The sequence below is a fragment of the Duganella sp. CT11-25 genome, assembly GCF_047302815.1.
In the GTDB taxonomy this organism is placed as follows: Bacteria; Pseudomonadota; Gammaproteobacteria; order Burkholderiales; family Burkholderiaceae_D; genus Rugamonas.
In genome coordinates, this window is record NZ_JBKBFD010000001.1 from 1,276,743 (window position 1) to 1,299,184 (window position 22,442).

General features: G+C 65.8%; 16 protein-coding genes. 6 read left to right on the forward strand and 10 right to left on the reverse strand.

Annotated elements, in window-relative coordinates:
* Position 1: 1 nt before the first annotated feature.
* On the reverse strand, positions 2 to 2,869 hold the full coding sequence (locus ACEN9F_RS05115; protein ID WP_413418468.1) for a type VI secretion system Vgr family protein: 2,868 nt from the start codon (positions 2,867 to 2,869) through the stop codon (positions 2 to 4).
* Entirely contained in the window at positions 2,866 to 3,681 is an 816-nt protein-coding gene (locus tag ACEN9F_RS05120) for a hypothetical protein (RefSeq protein ID WP_413418470.1), read from the reverse strand. The genes ACEN9F_RS05115 and ACEN9F_RS05120 overlap by 4 nt, the downstream gene beginning before the upstream one ends.
* Positions 3,682 to 3,889: 208 nt before the next feature.
* On the opposite strand from ACEN9F_RS05120, the gene ACEN9F_RS05125 reads away from it, so the two are divergent.
* Genes ACEN9F_RS05125 through tssA form a run of 6 tightly spaced genes read left to right on the forward strand, consistent with a single transcriptional unit; the run spans position 3,890 to position 12,939 of the window.
* A complete protein-coding gene (locus ACEN9F_RS05125) occupies positions 3,890 to 4,729 on the forward strand; it encodes a M15 family metallopeptidase (protein ID WP_413418472.1) in 840 nt (279 codons plus the stop codon).
* Between the two features lie 14 nt (positions 4,730 to 4,743).
* Positions 4,744 to 6,192 (forward strand): hypothetical protein, encoded by a 1,449-nt coding sequence (locus ACEN9F_RS05130; RefSeq protein WP_413418474.1) that lies wholly within the window; start codon positions 4,744 to 4,746, stop codon positions 6,190 to 6,192.
* Positions 6,193 to 6,232: 40 nt separating this feature from the next.
* The gene (gene tssM, locus ACEN9F_RS05135) at positions 6,233 to 10,132 is read left to right on the forward strand and encodes a type VI secretion system membrane subunit TssM (RefSeq protein ID WP_413426974.1); all 3,900 of its coding nucleotides are present in this window, start codon (positions 6,233 to 6,235) and stop codon (positions 10,130 to 10,132) included.
* Positions 10,129 to 11,115: a type VI secretion system-associated protein TagF gene (tagF, locus tag ACEN9F_RS05140; RefSeq protein WP_413418475.1), complete on the forward strand. Its 987-nt coding sequence runs from the start codon at positions 10,129 to 10,131 to the stop codon at positions 11,113 to 11,115. The genes tssM and tagF overlap by 4 nt, the downstream gene beginning before the upstream one ends.
* Before the next feature lie 3 nt (positions 11,116 to 11,118).
* Entirely contained in the window at positions 11,119 to 11,883 is a 765-nt protein-coding gene (locus tag ACEN9F_RS05145; protein ID WP_413418477.1) for an OmpA family protein, read from the forward strand.
* Between the two features lie 9 nt (positions 11,884 to 11,892).
* Positions 11,893 to 12,939: a type VI secretion system protein TssA gene (gene tssA / locus ACEN9F_RS05150; RefSeq protein ID WP_413418479.1), complete on the forward strand. Its 1,047-nt coding sequence runs from the start codon at positions 11,893 to 11,895 to the stop codon at positions 12,937 to 12,939.
* Here tssA and tssH read toward each other — a convergent pair whose 3' ends face one another.
* Genes tssH through ACEN9F_RS05190 form a run of 8 tightly spaced genes read right to left on the reverse strand, consistent with a single transcriptional unit; the run spans position 12,940 to position 22,242 of the window.
* Positions 12,940 to 15,633, reverse strand: coding sequence for a type VI secretion system ATPase TssH (gene tssH, locus ACEN9F_RS05155; RefSeq protein ID WP_413418481.1), 2,694 nt, complete (start codon positions 15,631 to 15,633; stop codon positions 12,940 to 12,942). It abuts the gene before it with no gap.
* Between the two features lie 25 nt (positions 15,634 to 15,658).
* Positions 15,659 to 16,747 (reverse strand): type VI secretion system baseplate subunit TssG, encoded by a 1,089-nt coding sequence (gene tssG, locus ACEN9F_RS05160; RefSeq protein ID WP_413418483.1) that lies wholly within the window; start codon positions 16,745 to 16,747, stop codon positions 15,659 to 15,661.
* Complete coding sequence (tssF, locus tag ACEN9F_RS05165) at positions 16,711 to 18,555, reverse strand: type VI secretion system baseplate subunit TssF (protein ID WP_413418485.1); 1,845 nt, start codon at positions 18,553 to 18,555, stop codon at positions 16,711 to 16,713. The genes tssG and tssF overlap by 37 nt, the downstream gene beginning before the upstream one ends.
* Positions 18,556 to 18,557: 2 nt before the next feature.
* Positions 18,558 to 19,049, reverse strand: a complete 492-nt coding sequence (gene tssE / locus ACEN9F_RS05170; RefSeq protein WP_413418487.1) for a type VI secretion system baseplate subunit TssE — start codon at positions 19,047 to 19,049, stop codon at positions 18,558 to 18,560.
* 15 nt (positions 19,050 to 19,064) lie between these two features.
* On the reverse strand, positions 19,065 to 19,556 hold the full coding sequence (locus ACEN9F_RS05175) for an Hcp family type VI secretion system effector (RefSeq protein WP_413418489.1): 492 nt from the start codon (positions 19,554 to 19,556) through the stop codon (positions 19,065 to 19,067).
* 55 nt (positions 19,557 to 19,611) lie between these two features.
* A complete protein-coding gene (gene tssC / locus ACEN9F_RS05180; protein WP_413418491.1) occupies positions 19,612 to 21,096 on the reverse strand; it encodes a type VI secretion system contractile sheath large subunit in 1,485 nt (494 codons plus the stop codon).
* Position 21,097: 1 nt separating this feature from the next.
* Positions 21,098 to 21,604: a type VI secretion system contractile sheath small subunit gene (gene tssB / locus ACEN9F_RS05185; protein ID WP_413418493.1), complete on the reverse strand. Its 507-nt coding sequence runs from the start codon at positions 21,602 to 21,604 to the stop codon at positions 21,098 to 21,100.
* Between the two features lie 35 nt (positions 21,605 to 21,639).
* Positions 21,640 to 22,242, reverse strand: a complete 603-nt coding sequence (locus tag ACEN9F_RS05190) for a tetratricopeptide repeat protein (protein ID WP_413418495.1) — start codon at positions 22,240 to 22,242, stop codon at positions 21,640 to 21,642.
* Positions 22,243 to 22,442: the final 200 nt, after the last annotated feature.

Genomic DNA, 22,442 nt, shown 5'->3' on the forward strand with positions numbered 1-22,442 from the left:
ATCAGGTTCCCTTGTTAACAAATGCGGAGCGCTGGGCGGCACGTTTTGTCAGGCACTCAATACATACCGATTGGGGCAGGAACGGCAGCTTGTAATTTTTCTGCTGCTGGCCGCCAAAGCTCTTCTTACCGGCATGAATGGTGATCTTGCCCGGGCACTGTACCGTGATGTTGCCGCCGTCGATAGTGATGCTGGCGCCCCCCGCCGTCGACAGCGTGATGCTCTTGGCCGCAGCCCAATCCACCTCCGCATTGGCGCTGATGACGTTGACCTCATCGCGCGCCTGCACCTTCAGCACATCGGCCTGCGCCTGGATGTCGATGGCGTCCTTGGCCGCGATCAGCTGCACGCCGACGCCGCCCTCGCCCGGCTTGACCGCGCCCCCCAGCACACCGATGGCCTGGCCGCTATGCGCGCGCAACTGGCCGGCGGTGACGAACTGGGTGTCGCTGCCGCTCATCAGCGAGATCGTCTCGCCGTTGGCCAGCTGCATCGCCTGTCCCGCCGTCACGCCGATGCCGGACCTGCCGCTGACGGCGATGACCGGCGAACTGGCATGCGGCAATTGATCATCGCCAGGCGCGGTTTTCTTCTCACCGGCATCGGACTTGGCCGCATCGAGGCTGGCGTTGCCGACCATGCCGGAGACGGCGGTAAGCAAGGCCTTCAGCGGCGCCGAGGTGTCATCCAGCGTGCTGGCATTGGCCTTGGCCGCGCCGACATGTCCGGCCAGCGCGACCGTCTCATGCGTCTTGGCCGCGTCGCTGAATGTCTCACCCAGCTTGGCCGCCTGCTTGAGCAGTGCGATGCCGGCGGCGTTGTCGCCGGCCGGATCGCGCGCGTCGGCGCCGTGGTTGATCTTGTAGCTGCTGATCAGCAGGCCCGCGCCGCCGCGCACGGCGCCGTAGGCATCGGTGCGCAATTCGGCGCCCTGCCCACGCAGGCTGCCGCGATAATTGTCCGCGCTGTGGATCAGGTGACCAAGGCTCAACTCGCTGGCCGCATGCGTAGAACGCAGCTGCACGCGGCCCTGCGCATCGGTATCGTCGAACAGCAGCTGGTTGTAGCCGGTGCCGCCGAACTCCTTGCTGCGCACGCCCCACTGCGCGGCGGCGTTGCGGTGCCCGGCGCTGTCGGCCGCCGCGCCATGCCACAGCGGACTGTTGCCGCCGGCCAGGTTGCCCTGCGCCGACGGCGCATGATCGGCGGCCTGATCGAATGGCTTGTCCTCGCTGGCGGCGTCGGTCTGGCCGGCCGGGGTCGGCGCCACGCCGCCCTCGCCCTGGCCGTTGTACAGCGCGCCGATGATGATCGGCCGGTCGATATCGTTCTCGATGAATTGCACCAGCACTTCCTGGCCGATGCGCGGCAGGAACTGGCTGCCCATGCCGCCGCCGGCCGAGCGCTGCGCCACCCGCACCCAGCAGGTGGCGTCGCCGTTGTCCTGCCAGTGGTAGCGGATGCGCACGCGGCCCAGCCGGTCGCAATACAGCTCGTCGGCGCCAGCCGGCTGGTCGATGCCGTCGGCGCCGATGACGATGGCGCTCTGGGCGCCGCGTGCGGTCGGCTTCGGATGGCTGCGGCCGTCGCTGCCCGCCAGTTGCGGACGCCAGACGACATCGGCCGCCACCGCCTCGAAACTATTGGCGTAACCGGTCTGGCGTGCCTGCGCAACGGTCTGCGCAAAGTCGTCCGGCACGTCGGCGACGATTTCCTGCAGCAGCTCCGGTATCGGTCCGAACAATTCCGCCAGCGCCTGCTGGGCGGGCGACGGCAAATTGTTGACGCCGACGCTGCGCACCCGCAGCAGCACATACGCCGGCGGCACCTCGGACGCCGATTGCAGCGGCCCCTGCGTGACATTGACGCGCGTGCCGGCCGCCAGCGTGCGCACCGTCGAGCGGCCACGCCAGCCCTGTGCTGCCGCCTCGCGGCCCTGCATCTGGATATCCGCGTAGCGCTGCGCCTGCGCGCCGTTGGCGTAGGCATATTGGCCGGGCACGTCGTAGCTTTCCAGCGCCGGCAGCTTGCCCGAGCCGAGGCTGGACGGCGTGCTGGCGTTGACCGCCTGCTTGGCCTTGTAATCGTAGCTGAGCAAGGTGGTCAGCGAGGCCGCCACGCTGCGGCGCGCCTGCAGCGCCTGGATGGTGTCCGACGCTTCGCCCGCGCGCACGCCGTGGAAGCGGATGCCGCCCCCGGCCTCGCTGCTGGCATCCTCCGGCGTCGCGCCGAGCTGGCTGCTGTCGGCGAACAGCACCACGCCGACGCCCTCCTCCAGCTGCTCGTAGCGCCACGCCAGGCCTTCCTCGGTCAGCAGCCGCTGCACGAAATCCAAGTCGGATTCGCGGTACTGGCAACAGTAGCTGCGCGCCACCGCATCGGCCATGAACGGCTCGGCCTCTTCGCTCCAGCGCCATTGCGCCAGCGGCGCGTAACCGTCGAACACCTCGTCGACGATCTCGATCACGGTCTTGTCCTGCCATACGCGGCTGTTGCGCACCTGGCCCAGGCGCCACAGCCATGGCGTCAGGCGCAGGCGGAAGCGCGCCAGGCCGCCTTCGCTGCCCAGCATGGCCGCCTGCGTGATATCGCCATAAAACGCGGTGCGGCTGCCGTCCGCCAGGCTGACGGCGAGGCTGGCCTGCTGGCCCAGCAACGGCGCCAGTTCGATATGTGCATTGGTCGATAGCACGATGATGTCGCGCGCGCCGACACCCTGCACGCTGTCGTCGGCGGCAAACGCTTCGACCAGCAGGCCGCCCGAGCCCAGCTCGTCCCCCTCCTCGTCCAACGTCAGCTCGTACAGGCGCGTCGCGCTGGAAAACTGGGCCAACGCGGTGGTGATCTGCTCTATCAGCGCGACGCTCATGACTCGGACGCGGTCTTCACCGGCGCCGGGTTCTTACATTCCGGCTCCTTGCGGGCGGCGTTCGCGCACAAATGTGCGCGGCATTGTGCGGCGCCGGCCTCGTTCTGCAGGCCGCACTGCTTGAGCAGATAGGCCGGCGTCGACGGCGTTTTCGACGGCTGGCCCGCCTGCACATGCGCCATCAATGCGGCCAGCAAGGCGACATCGCTGTCCGGTACGGCGGCCTTGGCTTTGGCCTTGACCGGCTGCTCGGTCTTCTGCGCCACCCGGGTGGCCTTGGCCTGCGGCTTCTCGGTTTTATGCTCGGCGGCCTGGGCCAGCTTCGGCTTCGGTTTGGCCGCCGTGTGCGGCCGCTCGAGCGCCGCGGTCAGTTCGTCGCGCGGCGGCTTGGCCGCTGCCGGGGTGTCGTTCAGCATCTCCTTCAGCGAGCGCGTGTTGTCGGCCGCCGGGCTGACTGCGGCGGTTTCTTCGACGATGGTCGCGGTGGCCGGCTCAATAATGGGCTCCGTCGCCGGCGCAGGCGTCACCGGCGGCGGCGCGATGACCTGGGCAAGCGCCGACTCCTTGTCGGGCTCGCTGCTCATCCAAACCGCCGCAACGACGAGGGCCAGCACGCCCATGCCGGCGACCGCGCCCACGACAAGCTTGCCGCGCCCCTTCGCGGCCGGCGCCGGCGCGACGATGCGTGCGGGCCTGGCGGGCTTGCTCTCCAGTCCGGTCAGGATATTGGTACGGTCGACGTCCGCCGGCTGCTCTTTAGACAGCAGGCTGGGACGGCCGGTCGACGGCGGGCGTTCATCGTCACGTTGCAAAATAGACTCCCTTATTAATTTCGCATTACTTTACGACATTCAAGAAAAACGTGCCGCAAAGTAGCATTCAACCGTGCAGCCCCCTGTGCCGGCGGTGTTTCAGGCGGGCTGTTCAATCGTGCGCGGGCTTGCCATAACTCTAATATATACTCAGAGCAATGCTTTTTAGACATCACCATTCATCCCCAAACGGTGCACTGAGGTAATCGTGTTTTTATTGGCGGTAACTATTTATTTTTTGTTGGCATGCCTGATCAGCTGGATGGTGCTGTTCCCGTCCGGCCGCGAGTTCGTGCTGGCCGCGCTGGCCGGCGCCGGCCAGCGGCTGCAGCATCGGCTCGACCGCGCGGCGCAACGACGCCGCCAGAACCTTGGCGCGCTGACCCAATCGGGACGGGCGTCGGTGAGCGGCCTGGGCGCCTTCCTGCGCGAGCACTACCTGCTGTGCCTGGGCGGCCTGGCGCTGCTGTGCGTGCCGCCATCGCTGGCGCTGCTGTTGGCCGGCAAGCCGGCGCTGAGCGGCTTCGATGCGCCTACGCGGGAGATCAATACCCAGGTGGCCGGCCTGCTGGAAGGCGAGCAGCTGGTGCCGCCGCCGGCGCTGCCGCCACTGGTATTCAGTACGGCGGAAGTGCAGCTGGAGCGGCCGATGCTGGTCTCGGCCAGCCGCGACTGGGCGCTGCTCGACAGCGTCTATGCGCAGCGGCTGCTGATGGCGTTCAAGATCATGAAGGAGAAATACGGCTATGACATGGCGCTGCTGGAAGGCTACCGCAGCCCCGAGCGCCAGAACACGCTGGCGGCGATGGGTTCCGGCGTCACCAACGCGGCGGCCTTCCAGAGCTGGCACCAATACGGCCTGGCCGCTGACTGCGCGTTTGTGCGCGACGGCAGGCTGGTGATCTCGGAACGCGATCCGTGGGCCATGCGCGGCTACCAGTTGTACGGCGAAGTGGCCGAATCGCTGGGCCTGACCTGGGGCGGCCGCTGGAAGATGATGGATTTCGGGCACACAGAACTGCGCCAGCCCGGCGTGATGAAACGATAGGAGTACCCTGAACGATGATCTGGTTGAGAAATGCCGCGCTCACAACGGCCGCCTTTGGCGGCAGCTGGGGCGGCGCGATCTGGTTTTGGCGCGAGACCAACCGCATGCCGGGCACCGGGGACCTGGTGCTGTACATGCTGGTGCTGCCGGTCCTGCTGCTGACCGCGTGGTGGCTGGGCCGCAAGGCGTGGACGCGCATCACGATGCCTGCCGCCGCCGGTGCCACCGCCGGCGCGGGCGCCGCCGAAACGCAGGCGCCGGCCGCGCCGCCACGCTTGCCGGGCCTGTCGATTGCGGCAGCTGCGGTGCGCGCACCGCATGGCGAATCGGTGGCGGAACTGCGCGCCGCATTGGCCGGCAATGGCGCCCGCCCCGCCCTGGACAGCGAGCTGTATGACGACGGCGGCTATCCGATCATGAGCGCGCGTTTGGCCGATGCCGGCGCCGACATGCTGAAAGAGGAATTCAATCAATGGCTGGGCGCCAGCATGCAGGCCGATCCGCATTTTGAAGATGACCAATGGCGCGCGCTGGCCGCGGGCAGCGCCGTCGTCAGCGAACTGGCCGCGCAGGCCGGCCTGCACGAACATCTGCGGCCATGGCTGGAACAGCAGCAGGATCGCCTGCAAGGCCGCCTGCCGCCCAACACGCCCGCCGCCGCCGAGCCGCCCGCCCTGCAACTGCTGGCGGTTTGGCCGGCCGAGTGGCGTCCGGAACAGCGCGAGGTCGCGCAACAGTGGCTACGCCATCTGATCATCCAATCTGGCTGGCCAAGGGAGCGCCTGGCGCCGACCGCCGCGCCATCGCTGGACCACGGCGCGGACGACGCGGGCCAGGTGCTGGCCGCACTACTGAAACGCGGCGCCGATGCGCAGCGCCCCTGCCTCGCCATCGTGATCGCCGCCGGGTCTCATCTCAGCGAGGCGGGTGTCAGCCGCCTGTCCGGCCATGCCGCGTTGTTCACGGCGTCCAACGCGCAAGGCCTGATTCCTGGCGAAGGCGCCGCCGGCCTGGTGCTGGCCGACGCCGCGCAGGCCAGGCTGCTGGATGCCGCCGCCCGCAACGTGCTGCAGGCGATCGGCGCCGGCCGCCGCGCCGCATCCGCCGACGGCGTCAAGCGCGACACCGACACCAGCCTTGCCGACCTGACGGCCCAGGTACTGCGCGACAGCCATGCCGAAGCCGCCCAGGTGGCGCTGGTCACCGCCGATACCGGCCACCGCACCAGCCGCGTGATGGAACTAATGAGCATCGTGACGGCGTCCACGCCACAGCTGGATCCCGGCGCGGACGTGATCGGCGTCGCCGCCAGTTGCGGCAGCTGTGGCGCGGTCACCTTCATGACGGCGCTGGCACTGGCCGACGCGGAAGCACAGGACCGCGCCGGACCGGTGCTCTGCATCAGCAACGAAGACCCTTACCGCCGCTGCGCCGCGTTGATCACGCCGGCGGCAGCGGCATGAATACTTTCCACGATTATCTGAGCAATCGAGTCCAATGATGATGCAAAAATTCTGGCTGTTCCTGATTCAACGCCGCACGCTGATCATTATCGGCTGGCTGGCCTTTGCCGCGCTGCTGTTCCTGCTCACAGCGCTGCTGCAGCTGCCGTCCGCGTTCCCATGGATCGTGCTGGCCGTGGCGCTGGCCTTCGGCGCCGCCGTCTGGTACTGGCGCCGCCGCAAGCACCAGCGCGCCGTCGGCAATCTGGGCGACATGCTGGAGCAGCAAGCCGCCAAGCCGGTCAAGGCCGACCCGGCCCAACGCCAGGAGACAGAGGCGATCCGCACCCGTATGCTGGAAGCGATCGGCACCATCAAGGGCTCCAAGCTGGGCCAGACCTCCGGCAACGCCGCGCTGTACGAACTGCCGTGGTATATGGTGATCGGTAATCCGGCGGCCGGCAAGAGCACGGCCATCGCCAGCTCCGGGTTGCAGTTCCCTTTCGCCGACAGCAAGATCGTCCAGGGCGTGGGCGGCACCCGCAACTGCGACTGGTTCTTCACCACCGACGGCATCCTGCTCGATACGGCCGGCCGTTACTCGGTGGTCGATGAAGATCGCGGCGAGTGGTTCGGCTTCCTCGATCTGCTGAAAAAATACCGCAAGAAGGCGCCGATCAACGGCATCATCATCGCCGTCAGCGTGGCGGAACTGACCGTCAACCGGCCGGAGTTCGCCATCAACCTGGCCAAGAACCTGCGCCAGCGCGTACAGGAACTGACCGAACGCCTGGCCGTGCACGCGCCGGTGTACGTGCTGTTCACCAAGGCCGACCTGATCACCGGCTTCAACGAATTCTTCCAGGACAGCGAGCGCGGAGAACGCGACAAAGTCTGGGGCGCCACCCTGCCCTACAGCCGCAGCACCAGCAGCGAACAGGTACTGGACCAGTTCGATGCCCGCTTCGATGAGCTGTACGAAGGCCTGAAGGACCTGAGCGCCGCCAATATGGCGCTGCAGTGGCGCGAGCGCATGCCACCTGGCGTCTTCACCTTCCCTCTGGAATTCAGTTCGATCAAGGCGCCGCTGCGCACCTTCATCGCCACACTGTTCGAGGAAAACCCGTTCCAGTTCAAGCCAGTATTCCGCGGCTTCTACTTCACCAGCGCGCTGCAGGAAGGCGAATCGGTATCCGCCTCGTCGCAGCGCGTGGCGCGCCGCTTCGACCTGAACCTGAAACCGGCCGATCACGAGGAATCGCACCAGCAGCAAGGCTACTTCCTGCTTAACCTGTTCCGCAAGGTGATCTTCGCCGACAAGGACCTGGTGGCGCAATACGCCAGCCCGGCCAAGACGCGCGTGCGCTACGCCGCCTTCTTCGGCGCCACGGCGCTGGTCGGCCTGGCGCTGGCCGGCTGGAGCTGGTCCTACATGAACAACCGCCAGCTGGCGGCCAACGTCGAGGCGGACCTGCAGCAAGCCATCAAGGTGCAGGAAAAGAGCATGGACCTGCAGTCGCGCTTCAAAGCGCTGGAGATCCTGCAGGACCGCATCGAGCAGCTGGACAAATATGAAGACAGCCGCCCGCTGTCGCTCAGCATGGGCCTGTACCAGGGCACCCTGCTGGACCGCAAGCTGCGCGAGGAATACTTCAACGGCGTGCGCGAAGTGATGCTCAAGCCGGTCGGACAGTCGCTGGAAGCCTTCCTGGCGGAGGTCAACAACGGCGCCGCCCAGCTGCAGCCGATGGCCAAGCCGCTGACCGCCACCGGCGGCAGCAATTCCGCGCCGCCGAACGCCACGCAGGCCGAAGCCGCAGCCGCCATCAACAACGGCGCCCAGCAGTTCAAGGATGCTTCGCCCGCCAATGCGGAAGACGCCTACAACGCGTTGAAGACCTACCTGATGCTGGGCGATAAATCGCGCGCCGAAGCCGGCCACCTGAACGACCAGCTGACCCGCTTCTGGCGCGTCTGGCTGGACAGCAATCGCGGCACCATGTCGCGCGAGCAGATGATACGCAGCGCCGAACGCATGATCTCGTTCTACCTGGCGCAGGTCAACGACACCTCGTGGCCGCAGATCGACACCCGCCTGGCGCTGGTCGACCAGACCCGCGACAACCTGCGGCGCGTGGTGCGCGGCATGCCGGCGCGCGAGCGCGTCTACGCCGACGTCAAGGCCCGCGCGGCGACCCGCTTCCCGGCGATGACGGTGGCCTCCATCGTCGGCGACCAGGACAAGGAACTGGTGCTGGGCAGCTATGCGGTGCCGGGCAGCTTCACGCGCCAGGCGTGGCAGGGCTTTGTGCAGGATGCCTTCCGCGATGCCGCCAACCGCGAACTGCAGAGCGCGGACTGGGTGCTGAAGACCTCCTCCAAGGATGACCTGACCCTGGAAGGCAGCCCGGAACAAATCCAGAAATCGCTGGTGGAGCTGTACAAGAACGACTATGCGAGGGAATGGCAGAAGTTCGTGCAGGGCGTGACCATCCGCGAGCTGGGTAATTTCGACACCGCCGCCGGCGCGATGAATCGCCTGGGCGATCCGCAAACCTCGCCGCTGAACAAGTTGATCAACACCGTTTACGAACAAACCTCGTGGGACAACCCATCGCTGCTGGACGCCGGCCTGCAGCGCGCCCAACGCGGCGTCGGTGGCTGGTTCAGGGAAACCATCCTGCGCCAGAAACCGTCGCAGCTGAACGTCAACCTCCCCTCCGGCGGCAACGCGCAGAACGCGGCGCTGCCGCTGGGCCCCGTCGGCCGAGAGTTCGCCGGCGTGGCGCGGCTGGTGGTGGCCAAGGACAAGGACGCGTCGCTGATGCGCGGCTATATGGACCAGTTGTCCAAGCTGCGCAGCCGCTTCAACCAGATCAAGAACCAGGGCGACCCCGGCCCCGGCGCCAAGCAGCTGATGCAGCAGACGCTGGACGGCAGCGGTTCCGAGCTGGCCGATGCGCTGAAATATGTCGATGAGCAGATGCTGATCGGCATGACCGATCCGCAGAAGCAGGCCATCCGTCCGCTGCTGGTGCGGCCGCTGATGCAGACTTTTGCCGTCATCGTGCAGCCGACCGAGGCCGAGATCAACAAGGTCTGGGCGGCGCAGGTGGTGCAGCCGTTCCGCCAGTCGCTGGCGCTGAAGTACCCGTTCGCCACCGAATCGCGCGCCGAGGCGACCAACGCCGAAATCGGCGTCGTGTTCGGGCCGGACGGCGCCATCGCCCAGTTCTTCAACACCACCATCGGACCGCTGGTGGTGCGTCGCGGCGACACGCTGAGCGCCAAGACCTGGGCCAATATGGGCATCAACCTGGCGCAGCCCGTGGTAGCCAGTTTCCCCGGCTGGGTGGCACCGTTGAACGCGGGCGGCGTCGCCAATGCAGCCGCCTCCAGCGGCGGCGAGGCGCAGACCAACTTCGACCTGCAGGCACTGGGCGCGATCAGCGCCACCGAGTTCACCATCGAGATCGACGGCCAGGCGCTGCGCTGGCGCGGCCAGCCGCAGCCATGGGTGCACATGGTGTGGCCTAACCCGCAAGGCGTGCCGGGCGCGCGCATCACCGCCATCACGCCGGAAGGCCGCAGCGTGGTGCTGCTCAACGAGACCGGCCACTTCGGCCTGAAGAAAATGGTCGATGCCGCCCAGCGCAAACGCAAGGACAACGGCGTGTTTGAACTGAGCTGGAACAATGCCGGCGTGACCGTCACCGCCAATCTGAAAATCGTCGGCACGACGGCGCCACCGCCACCCGCGCCGGTGGCGGCGCAATCGGGGGCAGGCTTCAAGCGCCTGCGCCTGCCGGACGCGATCACCAGCGCTGCGCCGGCCGCACCGGTCGCGCCTGCGGCACCTATCGCGCCATCGGCTCCCGCAGCACCGGCGGCGCCGGCGCCCGCCACCATGCCGGCGCCTGCGGCGCCAGGCGTGATCCGCACCGCGGGAGCGCAGCCATGAGCCGCGGCGCCACCACCGCCACCATCGGCTATTTCGGCAAGGTGCCTGGCCGGGGCGACTTCGTCAAGGCCAGCGACAGTCCGGCGCTGATCAAGGTGCTGGACGACTGGCTGGCCCAGGCCATGGACCTGATGAGCGCCGACGCCCGCTGGAAGCTGAACTACGACGCCCTCGCGCCGCTGCACTTCGCCTTCGTCGGTCCGCGCCGCCGCCATGCGATCGCCGGCCACATCGTCGCCAGCAGCGACCAGTCGTCGCGTCGCTTCCCGTTCCTGATGATCAGCAGCGTCGAAGTGCAGGAGCCGGCCAGCTTCGTGCCGACCGCACCGCTGGTGTTCAACCGTTTGTGGACACGCCTGGCCACCTTGAGCGGCAGCGTGGTCGGCGCCGGCGATCCGACCGCCGCGCTGCAAGTGGCCGCCAGCGAAGCGATCGAGCTGGATCTGCGCAGCGCCGCGTACCAGGCCACCTTCGACGACTTCCTCGAGCTGCAGACCGTCGGCGGGCTCGATGACATGCTGGCGCATGCCGGCTTCAAAGGCTCGGTGCGGCAAGTGCTGATGGCGCTGGGCATGCTGTTGCAGCCGGTACTGGCCAGCAGCTCCAGCCGCCTGGACAAGACCCTGCTGCTGCCGCTGCCGCAAGACCCGATGTACCGCAACCTGGTGGCGGCGTTCTGGATGCACCTGATCACGCCATTCCTGGCGCGCGCCGATTTCGAGTTGGCCCTGTTCGTCACCCGCCTGCACGGCAAGCCGGTGCTGCTGGTCGGTTTCAGCGGCGCCTCGCCGAAGACCCTGCACGCGATCATGGATCCGCAGGCGGCGCTGGAAACGCATATCGCTTTCGACGAGCTGGAATGGGTGGAAGAACAGGCGGTCGCCGACTACGGCACCAAGAAACTGTCCACCTACCTGGCCCAGCCCTCATTGTCATTGAAGTCCGCGCTCGATTCCGTCAGCGCGGCATTTATCGGAACCTGAACCATGCGCACCCTCCTCTTTACCACGCTGCTGCTGGCCGCAGGCGCCGCCGGCGCCCAGGCCAACGCGCCGCAGCCAGGCCAGGTGCTGGCCAGCGGCACCCTGCCCGACGAAGCCAGCAAGGCCGCCGTCCTCGGCAAGCTGCGCGACGTGTACGGCGCCGACAAGGTGGTCGACCAGATCTCGATCGACAAGGTGTCGACGCCGGCCAACTGGAACAACTACGTGCAAAAGCTGATCACGCCGGACCTGAAGCAGATCAGCCGCGGCCAGCTCAAGATCGACGGTAGCACGGTCAGCCTGCGCGGCGAAGTCAATAACGAAGCCACGCGCCAGAAGCTGGCCAGCAATATCGCCACCACGCTGAACCCGACCTACACCGTCAACAACGGCCTGCGCGTATCGGCTGCCGACCAGGCTATCCTGGACACCACGCTGGCCAACCGCATCGTCGAATTCGAAAGCGGCAAGGCCGAGCTGACGCCGGCCGGCCGCAAGATCCTCGATGAAATGACGGCCGCGCTGCAGAAGCTCAAGGACCGCAAGGTCGAGATCATCGGCCACACCGACAGCGCCGGCCTGCGCGCCACCAACCAGGGCCTGAGCCAGGCGCGCGCCGAAGCCGTCAAGGGCTATCTGGCGAGCCACGGCATCAACGGCGACCTGCTGACCGCCAGCGGCCAGGGACCGGACCGTCCGGTGGCCAGCAACGACACCGCCGACGGCCGCGCGCGCAACCGCCGCATCGAGTTCCGCATGGCACAGTAAGAGGACATCATGTATTCAGCACAAGAACTGCTACAACCGATCAGCGACGCCCAGCCTGCGGGCGCCGACCTGTCGTTTTCACCCGATCTCGACGCCATCGCCCAGGCCCGAAAATTCGACGATCCGTCGTTGGACCAGGGCGAATGGGTCACCGACCTGAAGGAAGCCGACTGGCCGTTCGTGGTCGCGCGCTGCGGCGCGCTGTTGACGGACAAGAGCAAGGATCTGCGGCTGGCGGTCTGGCTGACCGAGGCCGGCGCCCGCTGCCACGACCTGCGCGGCCTGGGTGAAGGCTACCTGCTGCTGGCGGGATTGTGCGATCAATACTGGGAGCGCGGCCTGTATCCGCTGGCCGAGGACGGCGACAACGACCAGCGTATCGGCAATTTGAGTTGGATACTGGCGCGTACACCCGGGTTGGTGCGCGAGATCGGGCTGACCGAGAACGGCGATTATTCGACCATCGATTTCGAGGCGGCGCGCAAGCGTGCGTCCAGCGGCAACGAGGAACTGCAAAACCGCGCGCCCAAACTGGCGGACATGGAAGCCGCCAAGCGCAACAACTCGGCGCAGTTCAAGGCCGCCATGCGCGCCGACGCCCAGTTCTGTATCGATGCGCTGCAGCAGCTGGAGCGCGTGGCCGATACGCGGCTGGGCGACGACAGTCCCGGCTTCGCCACGGCGCGCGATGCGTTGCAGACCTTGCTGCATACGCTGCCGGCGGCCGGCATCGACAGCGGCGGGGCTTATGGCACGCTGGGGGGCGTTGCGCCTGACACCAGCGCGACGCCGGCCCAGGAGCACGCGGCAACTGGCACGCCGGCAGCGCCATCGCGCCCCGGCGTGGTGCAGAACCGCGCGCAGGCGGTGGCGCAGCTGCGCGCCGTGGCTGAGTTCTTCCGCCGCACGGAGCCGCACAGCCCTGCTTCCTACTTTGCCGACAAGGCCGCGGCGGCAGGCGAGCAGGATCTGCACACCTGGCTGCGTTCCGTCGTCAAGGACCAGGCATCGCTGGCACACATCGAAGAGCTGCTGGGAGTCCAGCAGCAATCCTGACTACTTGACGGTGTACTTGAACTGACCCTGCTTGCTGGCGCTGACCTTGATCTTCGCGATCGCAGCGCCTTCCGCCATGCGGGTCAGCACCGATTCGGCGATCTCCGGCAGCAGCGTGCCATTGAGGATATTGTCCACATTACGCGCGCCGGAGTCGACTTCCGTGCAGCGCGCCAGCACCGCTTCCACCAGCGCCTCGTCGTAGCTGAACTCCGCCTTGTGGTTGACCGCGATGCGCTGTTGGATCTTGCCCAGTTTGAGCTTGATGATCTGCACCAGCACGTCGTCCGGAATCGGATAATACGGAATCACCTTCAGGCGGCCCAGGAAGGCCGGCTTGAACTGCTTCATCAACTGGCCGCGGATCAACTGCTCCAGCGCCTCCGGCGACGGCATCTCTTCCGGCGGCTTGTTCAGGCAAGCCTGCATCATCGCGGCCGAGGCCACGTTGGAAGTCAGGATGATGATGGTGTTCTTGAAGTCGATCTCGCGCCCTTCCGCATCGTCCATCACGCCCTTGTCGAACACCTGGAAGAACAGCTCCATCACATCCGGGTGGGCCTTCTCCACCTCGTCCAGCAGCACCACGCTGTACGGATTGCGGCGCACCGCCTCGGTCAGCACGCCGCCCTCGCCATAGCCCACATAGCCGGGCGGCGAACCTTTCAGGCCCGAGACGCTGTGCGCCTCCTGGTACTCGCTCATGTTGATGGTGATGAGTTTGCGCTCGCCGCCATACAGCGTATCGGCCAGCGCCAACGCGGTCTCGGTCTTGCCGATGCCGGACGGGCCGACGAACAGGAACACGCCCTTCGGCTTGTTCGGATCGTCCAGGTTGGCGCGCGAAGTGCGCACGCGCTGCGCCACCGCCTCGATCGCATTCGGCTGGCCCAGCACGCGCTGCTCCAGCATCTCCTTCAGGCGCAGCACGGTCTTGATTTCATCCTTGACCATTTTCCCGAGAGGGATTCCGGTCCAGCCGGCGACGATTTCAGCCACCACGTGGCCATCCACCTGCACCGGCACCATCGGCGTCTCGCCCTGCAGTTCGCGCAGCTCGGCCACCATGGCCTGGATGTCGCGGCCCTGGCCGCCCTGCCCAGCCTCCCGGCCGCCGCCGGCCTCCCCGCCCGCGTCGCCGGTAGCGCCGGACGCCGCCGCGCGCGCGGCGATAATATGCGCCGTCAGCGCTTTTTCCTTTTCCCAGCGCGCGGCCAGCGCCAGGTGCTGCTCTTCAGCGGCGGCGCGGCTTTCGCGCAATTCCTGCAAGCGCGCCTTTTGCGACGCACCGCCCTCGGCCTGTTCGCGTTCGAGCGAGGAAGACTCGGCATCGATGCGCTCGATCCGGCGCGCCAGGTTTTCAATCAGCGACGGCGTCGCATTCTGACCCAGCGCCACCTTGGCGCAGGCCGTATCGAGCACGCTGATCGCCTTGTCCGGCAGCTGGCGGCCCATGATATAGCGGTGCGACAGGCGTACCGCCTCGGTGATCGCCTCGTCGTACACACGCACGCCGAAGTGTTTCTCCATCAGCGGCGCCATGCCGCGCAACATGGCGCAGGCCAGTTCTTCGCTTGGTTCCTCGACCTTGACCACCTGGAAGCGGCGCGCCAGCGCGGCGTCCTTCTCAAAGTATTTCTTGTACTCGCCCCAGGTGGTGGCGGCGATGGTGCGCAACTCGCCGCGCGCCAGCGCGGGCTTGAGCAGGTTGGCCGCGTCGTTCTGGCCGGCCTGGCCGCCGGCACCGATCATCGTGTGCGCCTCGTCGATGAACAGGATGATGGCGTGCGGGCTTTTTTTCACCTCGTCGATGACGTTCTTCAGGCGGTTCTCGAACTCGCCCTTGACGCTGGCACCGGCCTGCAACAGGCCCATGTCCAGCGTGTGGATCTCCACGCCCTTGAGCACATCCGGCACGTCGTCCTGCGCGATGCGCAGCGCCAGCCCTTCCACCACGGCGGTCTTGCCGACGCCGGCCTCGCCGGTCAGGATCGGATTGTTCTGGCGGCGGCGCATCAGGATGTCGATCGCCTGGCGGATTTCCTGATCCCGGCCGATCACCGGATCGACCTTACCGTCGCGCGCGCGCTGCGTCAGGTTGGTGGTGAACTGGTCCAGCGCCGGCGTCTTGGTGGCGGCGCGCGCGGCCAGCTCGCCGACCGGATCGCTGCCCTCGCCCGCAGCGGAAGCCGAGCCGCCGGCCACCGGCGTTTCATCCGAACCGGCGGTGATCTTGTCCAGCTTGTGCTTGATCTGTTCCAGGTCGAAGCGCGCGAACAGCTTGGAACCGCGCGCGGCCAGTTGCGACAATTCGGGTTCCGTCAGCAGCGCCTGCAGCAAGTGGCCGCTGCGGATCTGCGCCTGCGCATCGTCCTGCAGATCCAGCGAGGCGATCAGCCAGGCGTTCTCGAACAGCTTGGGCAGGCGCGGCGAGAACACCGGCGTGCGCGCGTTACCGTTCTTGAAGCGCGCCACCTCGGCGCGCAGGTCGGCCTCCAGCTGGCCGACGCTGATGTCGTTCTGGCGCGCGATCAGCGCCACGTCGCTCTTGGGCTGCTCCAGCAGCGCCAGGAACAGGTGTTCGATATCGACTTCATACTGGCCCAGCGACACGCACAGGCTGGCGGCGCGGGTGGCGGCGGCGCGGCTGGTGTCGTTCAATTTTCCGATCAGCGTCTTCAGGTTGATGCTCATGATTTGTCCTCTTTTTTATACTGAACTATGATGTCAATGCGTGTATCTCGTAGCAGACGTCGCTGCGGTCCTGCTGCTGCGCCTCGGTGACAAGGAAACTGTCCCAGCCCAGCCGCCCTCCGCCTCGGTCGTCGTCCAGCCGCGCGCCCTGCACGTCTTCTGCGCGCAGCACCAGCTGCACTTCATACTCCAGCGTCAGCCCGGTGAACATGGTCAGCATGCTCTCCAGCGCGCGCGCCGCCTTGCCGCCGGGCAGGAAGGATTCGTAGCCTTCCAGGTCCAGCGGGCCGATCACCAGCCGCATACGCAGGTCGCGCTGCCACACGCGTGCGCCCGCCATCGCACCGCTCCCCAGCGCCGCGTTGGCCATGCCCAGCATGGTCTGCTGGCCTTCCGGCACGTCGTACCAGCAGCCGATGAACTGCTCGGCGCGCACCGGCTTGCAAAAATACTCCGACAGCACGCGCGCGATCTGCACCGCCGACGCCGGCCGTTGCGACATGGCGGTCGCGAAGTAGCCTATCGATTCATCGAGCACGCCGTCGCCGCCGTCCGACAGGCGGCGCCGCAGCGACGGGTTGTGCATGCCGGCCAGCGACAGCAGCAAGGGCAGGAATTCATCCTTGCCGTCGATCTGGTACTTCAGCTCCAGCCGGTACTTGCGCCAGGCTTCATAGAACAGCGCCAGCGCGCGGTTGGAAAAGGCGTCGAGGAAGGCGCGCGGGCCCTCATCCTTCTGGTACAGCGTATGGGCGGCGATCCGCTCCGTGTAATGCGCCGGCAAGGTGCCGCTGCTGCCGAGGAAACCCATGAAGGCCGGCGTGATGCGGATGTAGCGCAGCTGCGCCGACTTCAGCGCCTCGCCCAAGCCGCGCGCGTCGGTCGCCGTGTCGCGCGGCTCCGGATGCAGCGCCTCCAGCTGGCTGGCCGGGAAGCTGAGCGAGGTCGAATTCTGGAAGCGCAGGAAGTTCGCCACCGCGCCGTCCTGCGCCGAGCCATGGCGCTTGAGCCAGAGCTCCAACATGCGCACCGCCTGGAAGTATTCAAAACGATACGGCTGCGCGAACAGCCGCTCGATTACAGCAGGCTCAAATCGCCGCTTCGTGGGGTGCATCGCAGCAGTTCCTCTCCGTTTTTATTCGATTTGATGACCAGCTGCGTGAAGCTGTTGGCGTGCACGTACAGGCCGAGGAAACGTTCAACGATCTGCGCGAAGGCGTGGATGCCGCTGCCGACGAAGGCCTCTTCATCGACCGTCAGCGCCACCTCGATGCCGCGCACCAGGCAGGCGAAGGGATTCCCCGGCAGCCAGGTGTTGGCCGCCTTGTGGGCGACGGCGACGATGCCGCCGATCTGCCGCTGCGACGAGGCCGAACGCGGCAGGTCGTACAACGTCAGCATCTCGCGGAAGGCGTCCAGCCCACCGCCGGTCAGCGACAGGTGGTTCAGCGACAGGTGCGAGATCAGGCGCCAGTGCGCGCCACGGCCGCGTTCGAAGCGGTGCGACTGCGTCGGCTTGCGCAGGAAGCTGATCGCGCGCACGCTCGATCCGCCTTCCAGGAACAAATCGCCGCCGCGCATGCCGTAGCTCAGCGAGGCAGGTAGATCGCGGTTGGTGCAGCTCAGCTCCAGGCTCAGGGTATCGGTTTCCACCTCGGCCGGATCGAAGTCGATATCGACGATGGAGATCTGGGTTTCGTAGCCTGGGCTTTTCGTGGCGATGGTCTCGTCGCGGCGCATCACCCAGTAGTGGCCGTTTTTCTCCGGCGTCTGGCCATGGCGCAGCGAATAGAACGGCCGGAATTCCTGGATCGACTCGCCCTGCGGCGTCTGGCGCACCAGCTTGACCGACTCGATGCCCTGCACCTCATAGGCAAACGCGCGCCGGGCGTCGGCCAGCACCGGATAGCTGGCCGAGGTGTGGGTCAGGCGTATCGGCTCGCCGCGCTGGCGGAACAGGTTGACCACCGGCGTGCAGCCCAGCAGCACGTTATTGGTCGACAGCGTCGCCAGCATGCGCGCCAGGTTGGAATCGGTGCGCAGGCCGGACAGCGCCAGGTGCAGCGTGACTTCCTTGCAGCCGGCCGGCAGCACGCCGGCGATGGCGTGCAGGTCGATGTCGAAGAAGTTGAATTTTTCAGGGAAGCAGAAGTATTCGGTCAGCAGCCGGTAGGCGGTGTGCGAGCGCGCGGAAAAGTCGATCAGCGCCTCATCGTCCTCGAAGCCGACCGCCGCCACCGGCACTTTTTGCAGCTGCAGCCAGCGTCCGTTGCCCTCGGCTTCGACGTAGGCGGAGACGCAGCGGGTGAACAGCGCATCGCGCAGCGCGGCGCAGAACGATGGCTCGCCGTCGATGAACACGCGCAGCCTGCCCAGTCCCAGCTGGCCCACGGCGACCTGCTCCGAGGTGCTGGACAAGGTGATGCTGATGCCGGACGTGGCCTGCGGCGGCAGCCGCACCGCTTCCGGGGCGGCGATGATGGGCGAGAACGCGGCCGCGCTCAGCGCCAGCGGCGCCACCGTGACCGGATAAGCGGTGCGGAAGGTGCAGGTGGCGCCGCGCACCGGGCGCGTGGTCAGCTGCGTGCCGCGCGCGATCTCGCTGGCGGTGGTCAGCTGCGCGGCGGCGCCGCTGAAGTCCATGCGCGCGATCGAGCACGAGGGAAACGGCCGCAGGTAATGCGGATACAGCACTTCGAACAGCGCTTCGGTAAATTCGGGGTAATCGTCGTCAAGACGCTTGGCGATGCGCGAATTGAGCAGCGCGAAGGACTCGATCATGCGCTCGATGTGCGGATCCTCGCACACCTCGCCGCCGATCAGCAGGCGGCCGGCGATCTTCGGGTAGCGTTCGGAGAACTCGCGCGAGTAGCGGCGCAGGAATCCCAGCTCCCTTTCGTAGTACGGCAGTAATTGTTCCAATCTCAGGCTCCCAGCGGTGTAGCGCGACGCGCTTTGCTGATTGTGTAATGCAGGCTTGAGGGCTGCAGAACCGCGTCGAAATTGACAGGTTCGTGGGCGCTGCTGACGACCAGCAACGCGGTAATGGCGAAATTCAAACGGTTGATGGAGTCGGCCCGCAACTCCAGCGACGCCTGCACATTGCGCAGGCGCGGCTCGTGCCTGGCGATGGCTTTCTCCAGGCAGCGGCAAATATAGGCGCGATCGTCGGTGCTCGACAGCGACAAGCCGGCAAAATCGTTCAGGCCGTATGTCGCGATCGAGCGGCCGCATTCGGGAAAGCGCTTCAGGAGATCCTCCGGGATGACGGCGCGCGTGTTGAGCAGCGCTTCAAGATCGCGCGCCACCGAGTCCTTCAAGTCCTCGATCGACAAGCGCGACACCGTGCCGCTGGAGGCGCCGTTGACCGGCACATCCATCAGACGGTCGAACAAGCCCGGAGTAAATCCTTTCATTGCCGCCTTACGCTATCAAGCCGTCTTGTTGGCCGACAGATCCCAGCCGCCCGAGGTGTTGCCACCGGAGCCGCCGCCCACTTTTTGCTGGGTGTACTTCCACTTGACCTTCGAATATTTCAGCGACAGGTCTTCGGTCAGGATGTTGCCCTGCTCAACCGAAGGCGCCACGCTGGAGATCAGCACGTTTTCCAGTTCGATCTCGAAGTACTTGACGCGGTCGCCCTGGCCGTCGGCGCGCAGGAACTCCAGCTTTGCCTTCGGCAGGGTTTTACCCGACGAGCAATTTTGCAGCAGCAGCGGCGTGGCCAGGTCGGCCAGCTTGCTGACAACAATGTCTTTGTGCTCGGTGCGTTCGGCGGTGTGGCCACCGCCGGTCGACGCGGTCGCCGATTTCGGCTGCAGCACTTCCCACTGTACCGATTTGACTTCGATCCAGTCTTTATGGGTGGTGTCCGCCGATTCGCCTTTGATACCGTCGATTTGCAGATAGACGTCGATTGCCATGTTAATCCTTTCAGTTGGTTAAAGTTATTGCTGTTTTATTGCTGCTTTATTGCTGTTAGTTCTTGGTCGATGCTGGGAGCTCCGCGACCAAACGGAGAGAAACGGACAGCTCGTCGAGCTGGAAATGCGGACGCAGGAACGACACCGCGCGGTACACGCCGGGACGGCCCGGCACTTCGGACACCTGCACCGACGCTTCGCGCAGCGGGAACTGCGCCTTCTGCTCCTGGCTGGCGTTATCGTCCAGCAGCACGTACTGGGTCAGCCAGCGATTGAGGAAGTCCTCGACGTTGGAAGCGGCGGCGAAGCTGCCGATCTTGTCGCGCATCATGGCCTTCATGTAGTGGGCGATGCGCGACACGGCGAAGATGTACTGCAGCTGCGCCGACAGCACGGCGTTGGCGTTGGCGGCGTCGGTGTTGTACTTCTTGGCCTTCTGCGCCGACTGCGCGCCGAAGAAGGCGGCGTAGTCGGTGTTCTTGCAATGGACCAGCGAGATGAAACCGAGGTCGCTCAACTCCTTCTCGCGGCGGTCGGTGATGGCGATCTCGGTCGGGCACTTGAGCGCCACTTCGCCTTCGTCGGTCTTGAAGGTGTGGGTCGGCAGGTCTTCCACCAGGCCGCCGCCCTCCACGCCGCGGATCGCCGCGCACCAGCCGAAGTCCTCGAAGGCCGCGGTCAGCTTGGTGCCGAACGCATAGGCGGCGTTACACCACAGGTATTTCTGGTGATCGGTGCCGTCGACATCCTCGACGAAATTGAAGCCTTCGACCGTGGCGCCATCGGCCGGATTGAACGGCAGGCGGCCCAGGAAGCGCGGCAAGGTCAGGCCGACGTAGCGCGAATCCTCTGATTCGCGGAACGACTTCCACTTGGCGTATTCGACGGTGTCGAAGACTTTCGACAGGTCGCGCGGCTTTCCGAGGTCGCTGTAGGTCTCCAGGCCGAACAGCTCCGGCGAGGCGGCCGAGATGAACGGCGCGTGCGCGGCGGCGGCGATGTGCGACATCTGCTCGACGAAGTACATATCCTCCGGCTGGCGGGTGATCTCGAAATCGCCCAGCAAGGCGCCGAACGGCGCGCCGCCGAAGGTGCCGAATTCCTCTTCGTAGACCTTCTTGAACATGGTGCTCTGGTCGAATTCCAGCGCGCTCTGGAAATCCTTGACCAATTCCTTCTTGGTCGCATTGAGCATCTTGATCTTCAGGTTCTGGCCGGTGGCGCTGTTCTTGACCAGGTAATTCAGGCCGGTCCAGCTGCTTTCCAGCTTCTGGAATTCCGGCGAGTGCATCACGGCCGACAGCTGGGCCGAAATCAGGCGGTCCAGTTCCGCCACGCGGGCGTCGATGGTGGCGGCCAGGTTATCGGACACCACCACGGTGCCTTCCATGACCTGGCTCACCAGTTCGGAGATCAGGTCCTTGGCGCGCGCGTGCTCGACGCTCGATTTGGCGACCTTGCTTTGCTCGACGATCTGGTCCAGCAGGCTCAGTTCCGAAGCGGCGGCTGGCGCGCCGCCGGGGGTCAGTTGTGCGGACATATCAGTCTTCCTTCTTGTTTTGCTGGCCCAGCTCGGCCAGTTTCTCGGTGCTGTGCAGGACATCGTTCAGGATGTCTTCCAGCTTGTCGTTGCCCGCCAGCTTGTTGCGCAGGTCGGCCAGCTTGGTGCGCGCCTCGAGCAGCTTGCGCAGCGGGTCGACCTGCTGCACCACCGCCTCCGGACGGAAGTCTTCCATCGACTTGAACTTCAGGTCGACGGCGAATTCGCCGCCGCCCTCGCTCAATTCGTTCTTGACGCGGTAGGCCGCGCGCGGCTCGACGCCCTTCATCACCTCGTCGAAGTTGTCGCGGTCGACGTTGACGAACTTGCGCTCCTTGAGGCGCTTCTGCTCGACTTCCGAGTTGCCGCCGAAATCGCCGACGACGCCCATCACGAACGGCAGTTCCTTGTTCTCGATGGCGTCGCCGATTTCGACGTCATAGGTCATCTGCACGCGCGGCGGACGGATTTTTTGCAGCTTCTTCTGCACACTTACACTTTTGGACATGGCATTCCCCTGGTTTGGCTTGCGCGGGCAAGCAGTTATTTCAAAGCGTCGAATGGATTGGCGCTGGAATCGTCGGCTTGCTTGGCCTTGCTTTTCTTGGCGGCCACCTTGCCGCGGGCCGGCGCGACGGGTTGCACCGGCGGCGGCGCCGGCGGCACCAGCACGGTCTCGCCCAGGCTCTCGCGCAGCAGCTTGGCCAGGTCCTGCGATTCGGTACGGATCGAGCCGGACAGGTTGTTCTGCCGGCTCAGGTCCGACAGCGAGCGGGTCGACAGGCGCAGGCCGCTGATGGCGATAATGCTGTTGGCCAGCGTGTCGTTCGGATCGCGCACCAGCACCTCTTGGGCGTTGACGATGGCGTCGCCGTACTGCCCGGCTTCGTAGCGGGTCTGGGCAATGCTCAGCCACGGCGACTTATCGGACGGATAAGCGACGGCGGCCTGCTTCCACAGGGTGACGGCTTGTTCCTTCTGGCCGGAGCCGGAAGCGGTGCCGGCCTGGGCCAGCATGGATTGGAGACTAGGTTTGGCCAACGCCTGTGTCGTCTGCGGTGCAGTGGCACAGGCGCTCAGCGTCGCCACGCAGACGATGGCGCCTAACAGCTGGCTGGTGCGGCTGAGGGTATTTTTGGTTGTCATGCTTTCCTCAAATTCGATATCAAAAAACAATATTTAAATAACAATTTCTGCAACTGGCGCCACGTTATCAGAAATTTATTATTGACGGCGTTCAATTGAATTCAATGGTGCATCACCTGACAAAATGCACCTTTCCGGAGCGCGCGCACGATAGAAATCACCGGCGCGACAATTTTTGAAAAGAAATGTTATTGTTCTGC

What these genes read in the sequence shown, in the direction of transcription:
- tssE (WP_413418487.1), bottom strand. Translation starts at nt 19,049, where the DNA reads ATGAAAGGATTTACTCCGGGCTTGTTCGACCGTCTGATGGATGTGCCG.
- tssC (WP_413418491.1), bottom strand. Translation starts at nt 21,096, where the DNA reads ATGTCCGCACAACTGACCCCCGGCGGCGCGCCAGCCGCCGCTTCGGAA.
- ACEN9F_RS05190 (WP_413418495.1), bottom strand. Translation starts at nt 22,242, where the DNA reads ATGACAACCAAAAATACCCTCAGCCGCACCAGCCAGCTGTTAGGCGCC.
- tssB (WP_413418493.1), bottom strand. Translation starts at nt 21,604, where the DNA reads ATGTCCAAAAGTGTAAGTGTGCAGAAGAAGCTGCAAAAAATCCGTCCG.
- ACEN9F_RS05145 (WP_413418477.1), top strand. Translation starts at nt 11,119, where the DNA reads ATGCGCACCCTCCTCTTTACCACGCTGCTGCTGGCCGCAGGCGCCGCC.
- tssG (WP_413418483.1), bottom strand. Translation starts at nt 16,747, where the DNA reads ATGCACCCCACGAAGCGGCGATTTGAGCCTGCTGTAATCGAGCGGCTG.
- ACEN9F_RS05115 (WP_413418468.1), bottom strand. Translation starts at nt 2,869, where the DNA reads ATGAGCGTCGCGCTGATAGAGCAGATCACCACCGCGTTGGCCCAGTTT.
- ACEN9F_RS05175 (WP_413418489.1), bottom strand. Translation starts at nt 19,556, where the DNA reads ATGGCAATCGACGTCTATCTGCAAATCGACGGTATCAAAGGCGAATCG.
- ACEN9F_RS05130 (WP_413418474.1), top strand. Translation starts at nt 4,744, where the DNA reads ATGATCTGGTTGAGAAATGCCGCGCTCACAACGGCCGCCTTTGGCGGC.
- tssA (WP_413418479.1), top strand. Translation starts at nt 11,893, where the DNA reads ATGTATTCAGCACAAGAACTGCTACAACCGATCAGCGACGCCCAGCCT.
- tagF (WP_413418475.1), top strand. Translation starts at nt 10,129, where the DNA reads ATGAGCCGCGGCGCCACCACCGCCACCATCGGCTATTTCGGCAAGGTG.
- tssM (WP_413426974.1), top strand. Translation starts at nt 6,233, where the DNA reads ATGCAAAAATTCTGGCTGTTCCTGATTCAACGCCGCACGCTGATCATT.
- tssH (WP_413418481.1), bottom strand. Translation starts at nt 15,633, where the DNA reads ATGAGCATCAACCTGAAGACGCTGATCGGAAAATTGAACGACACCAGC.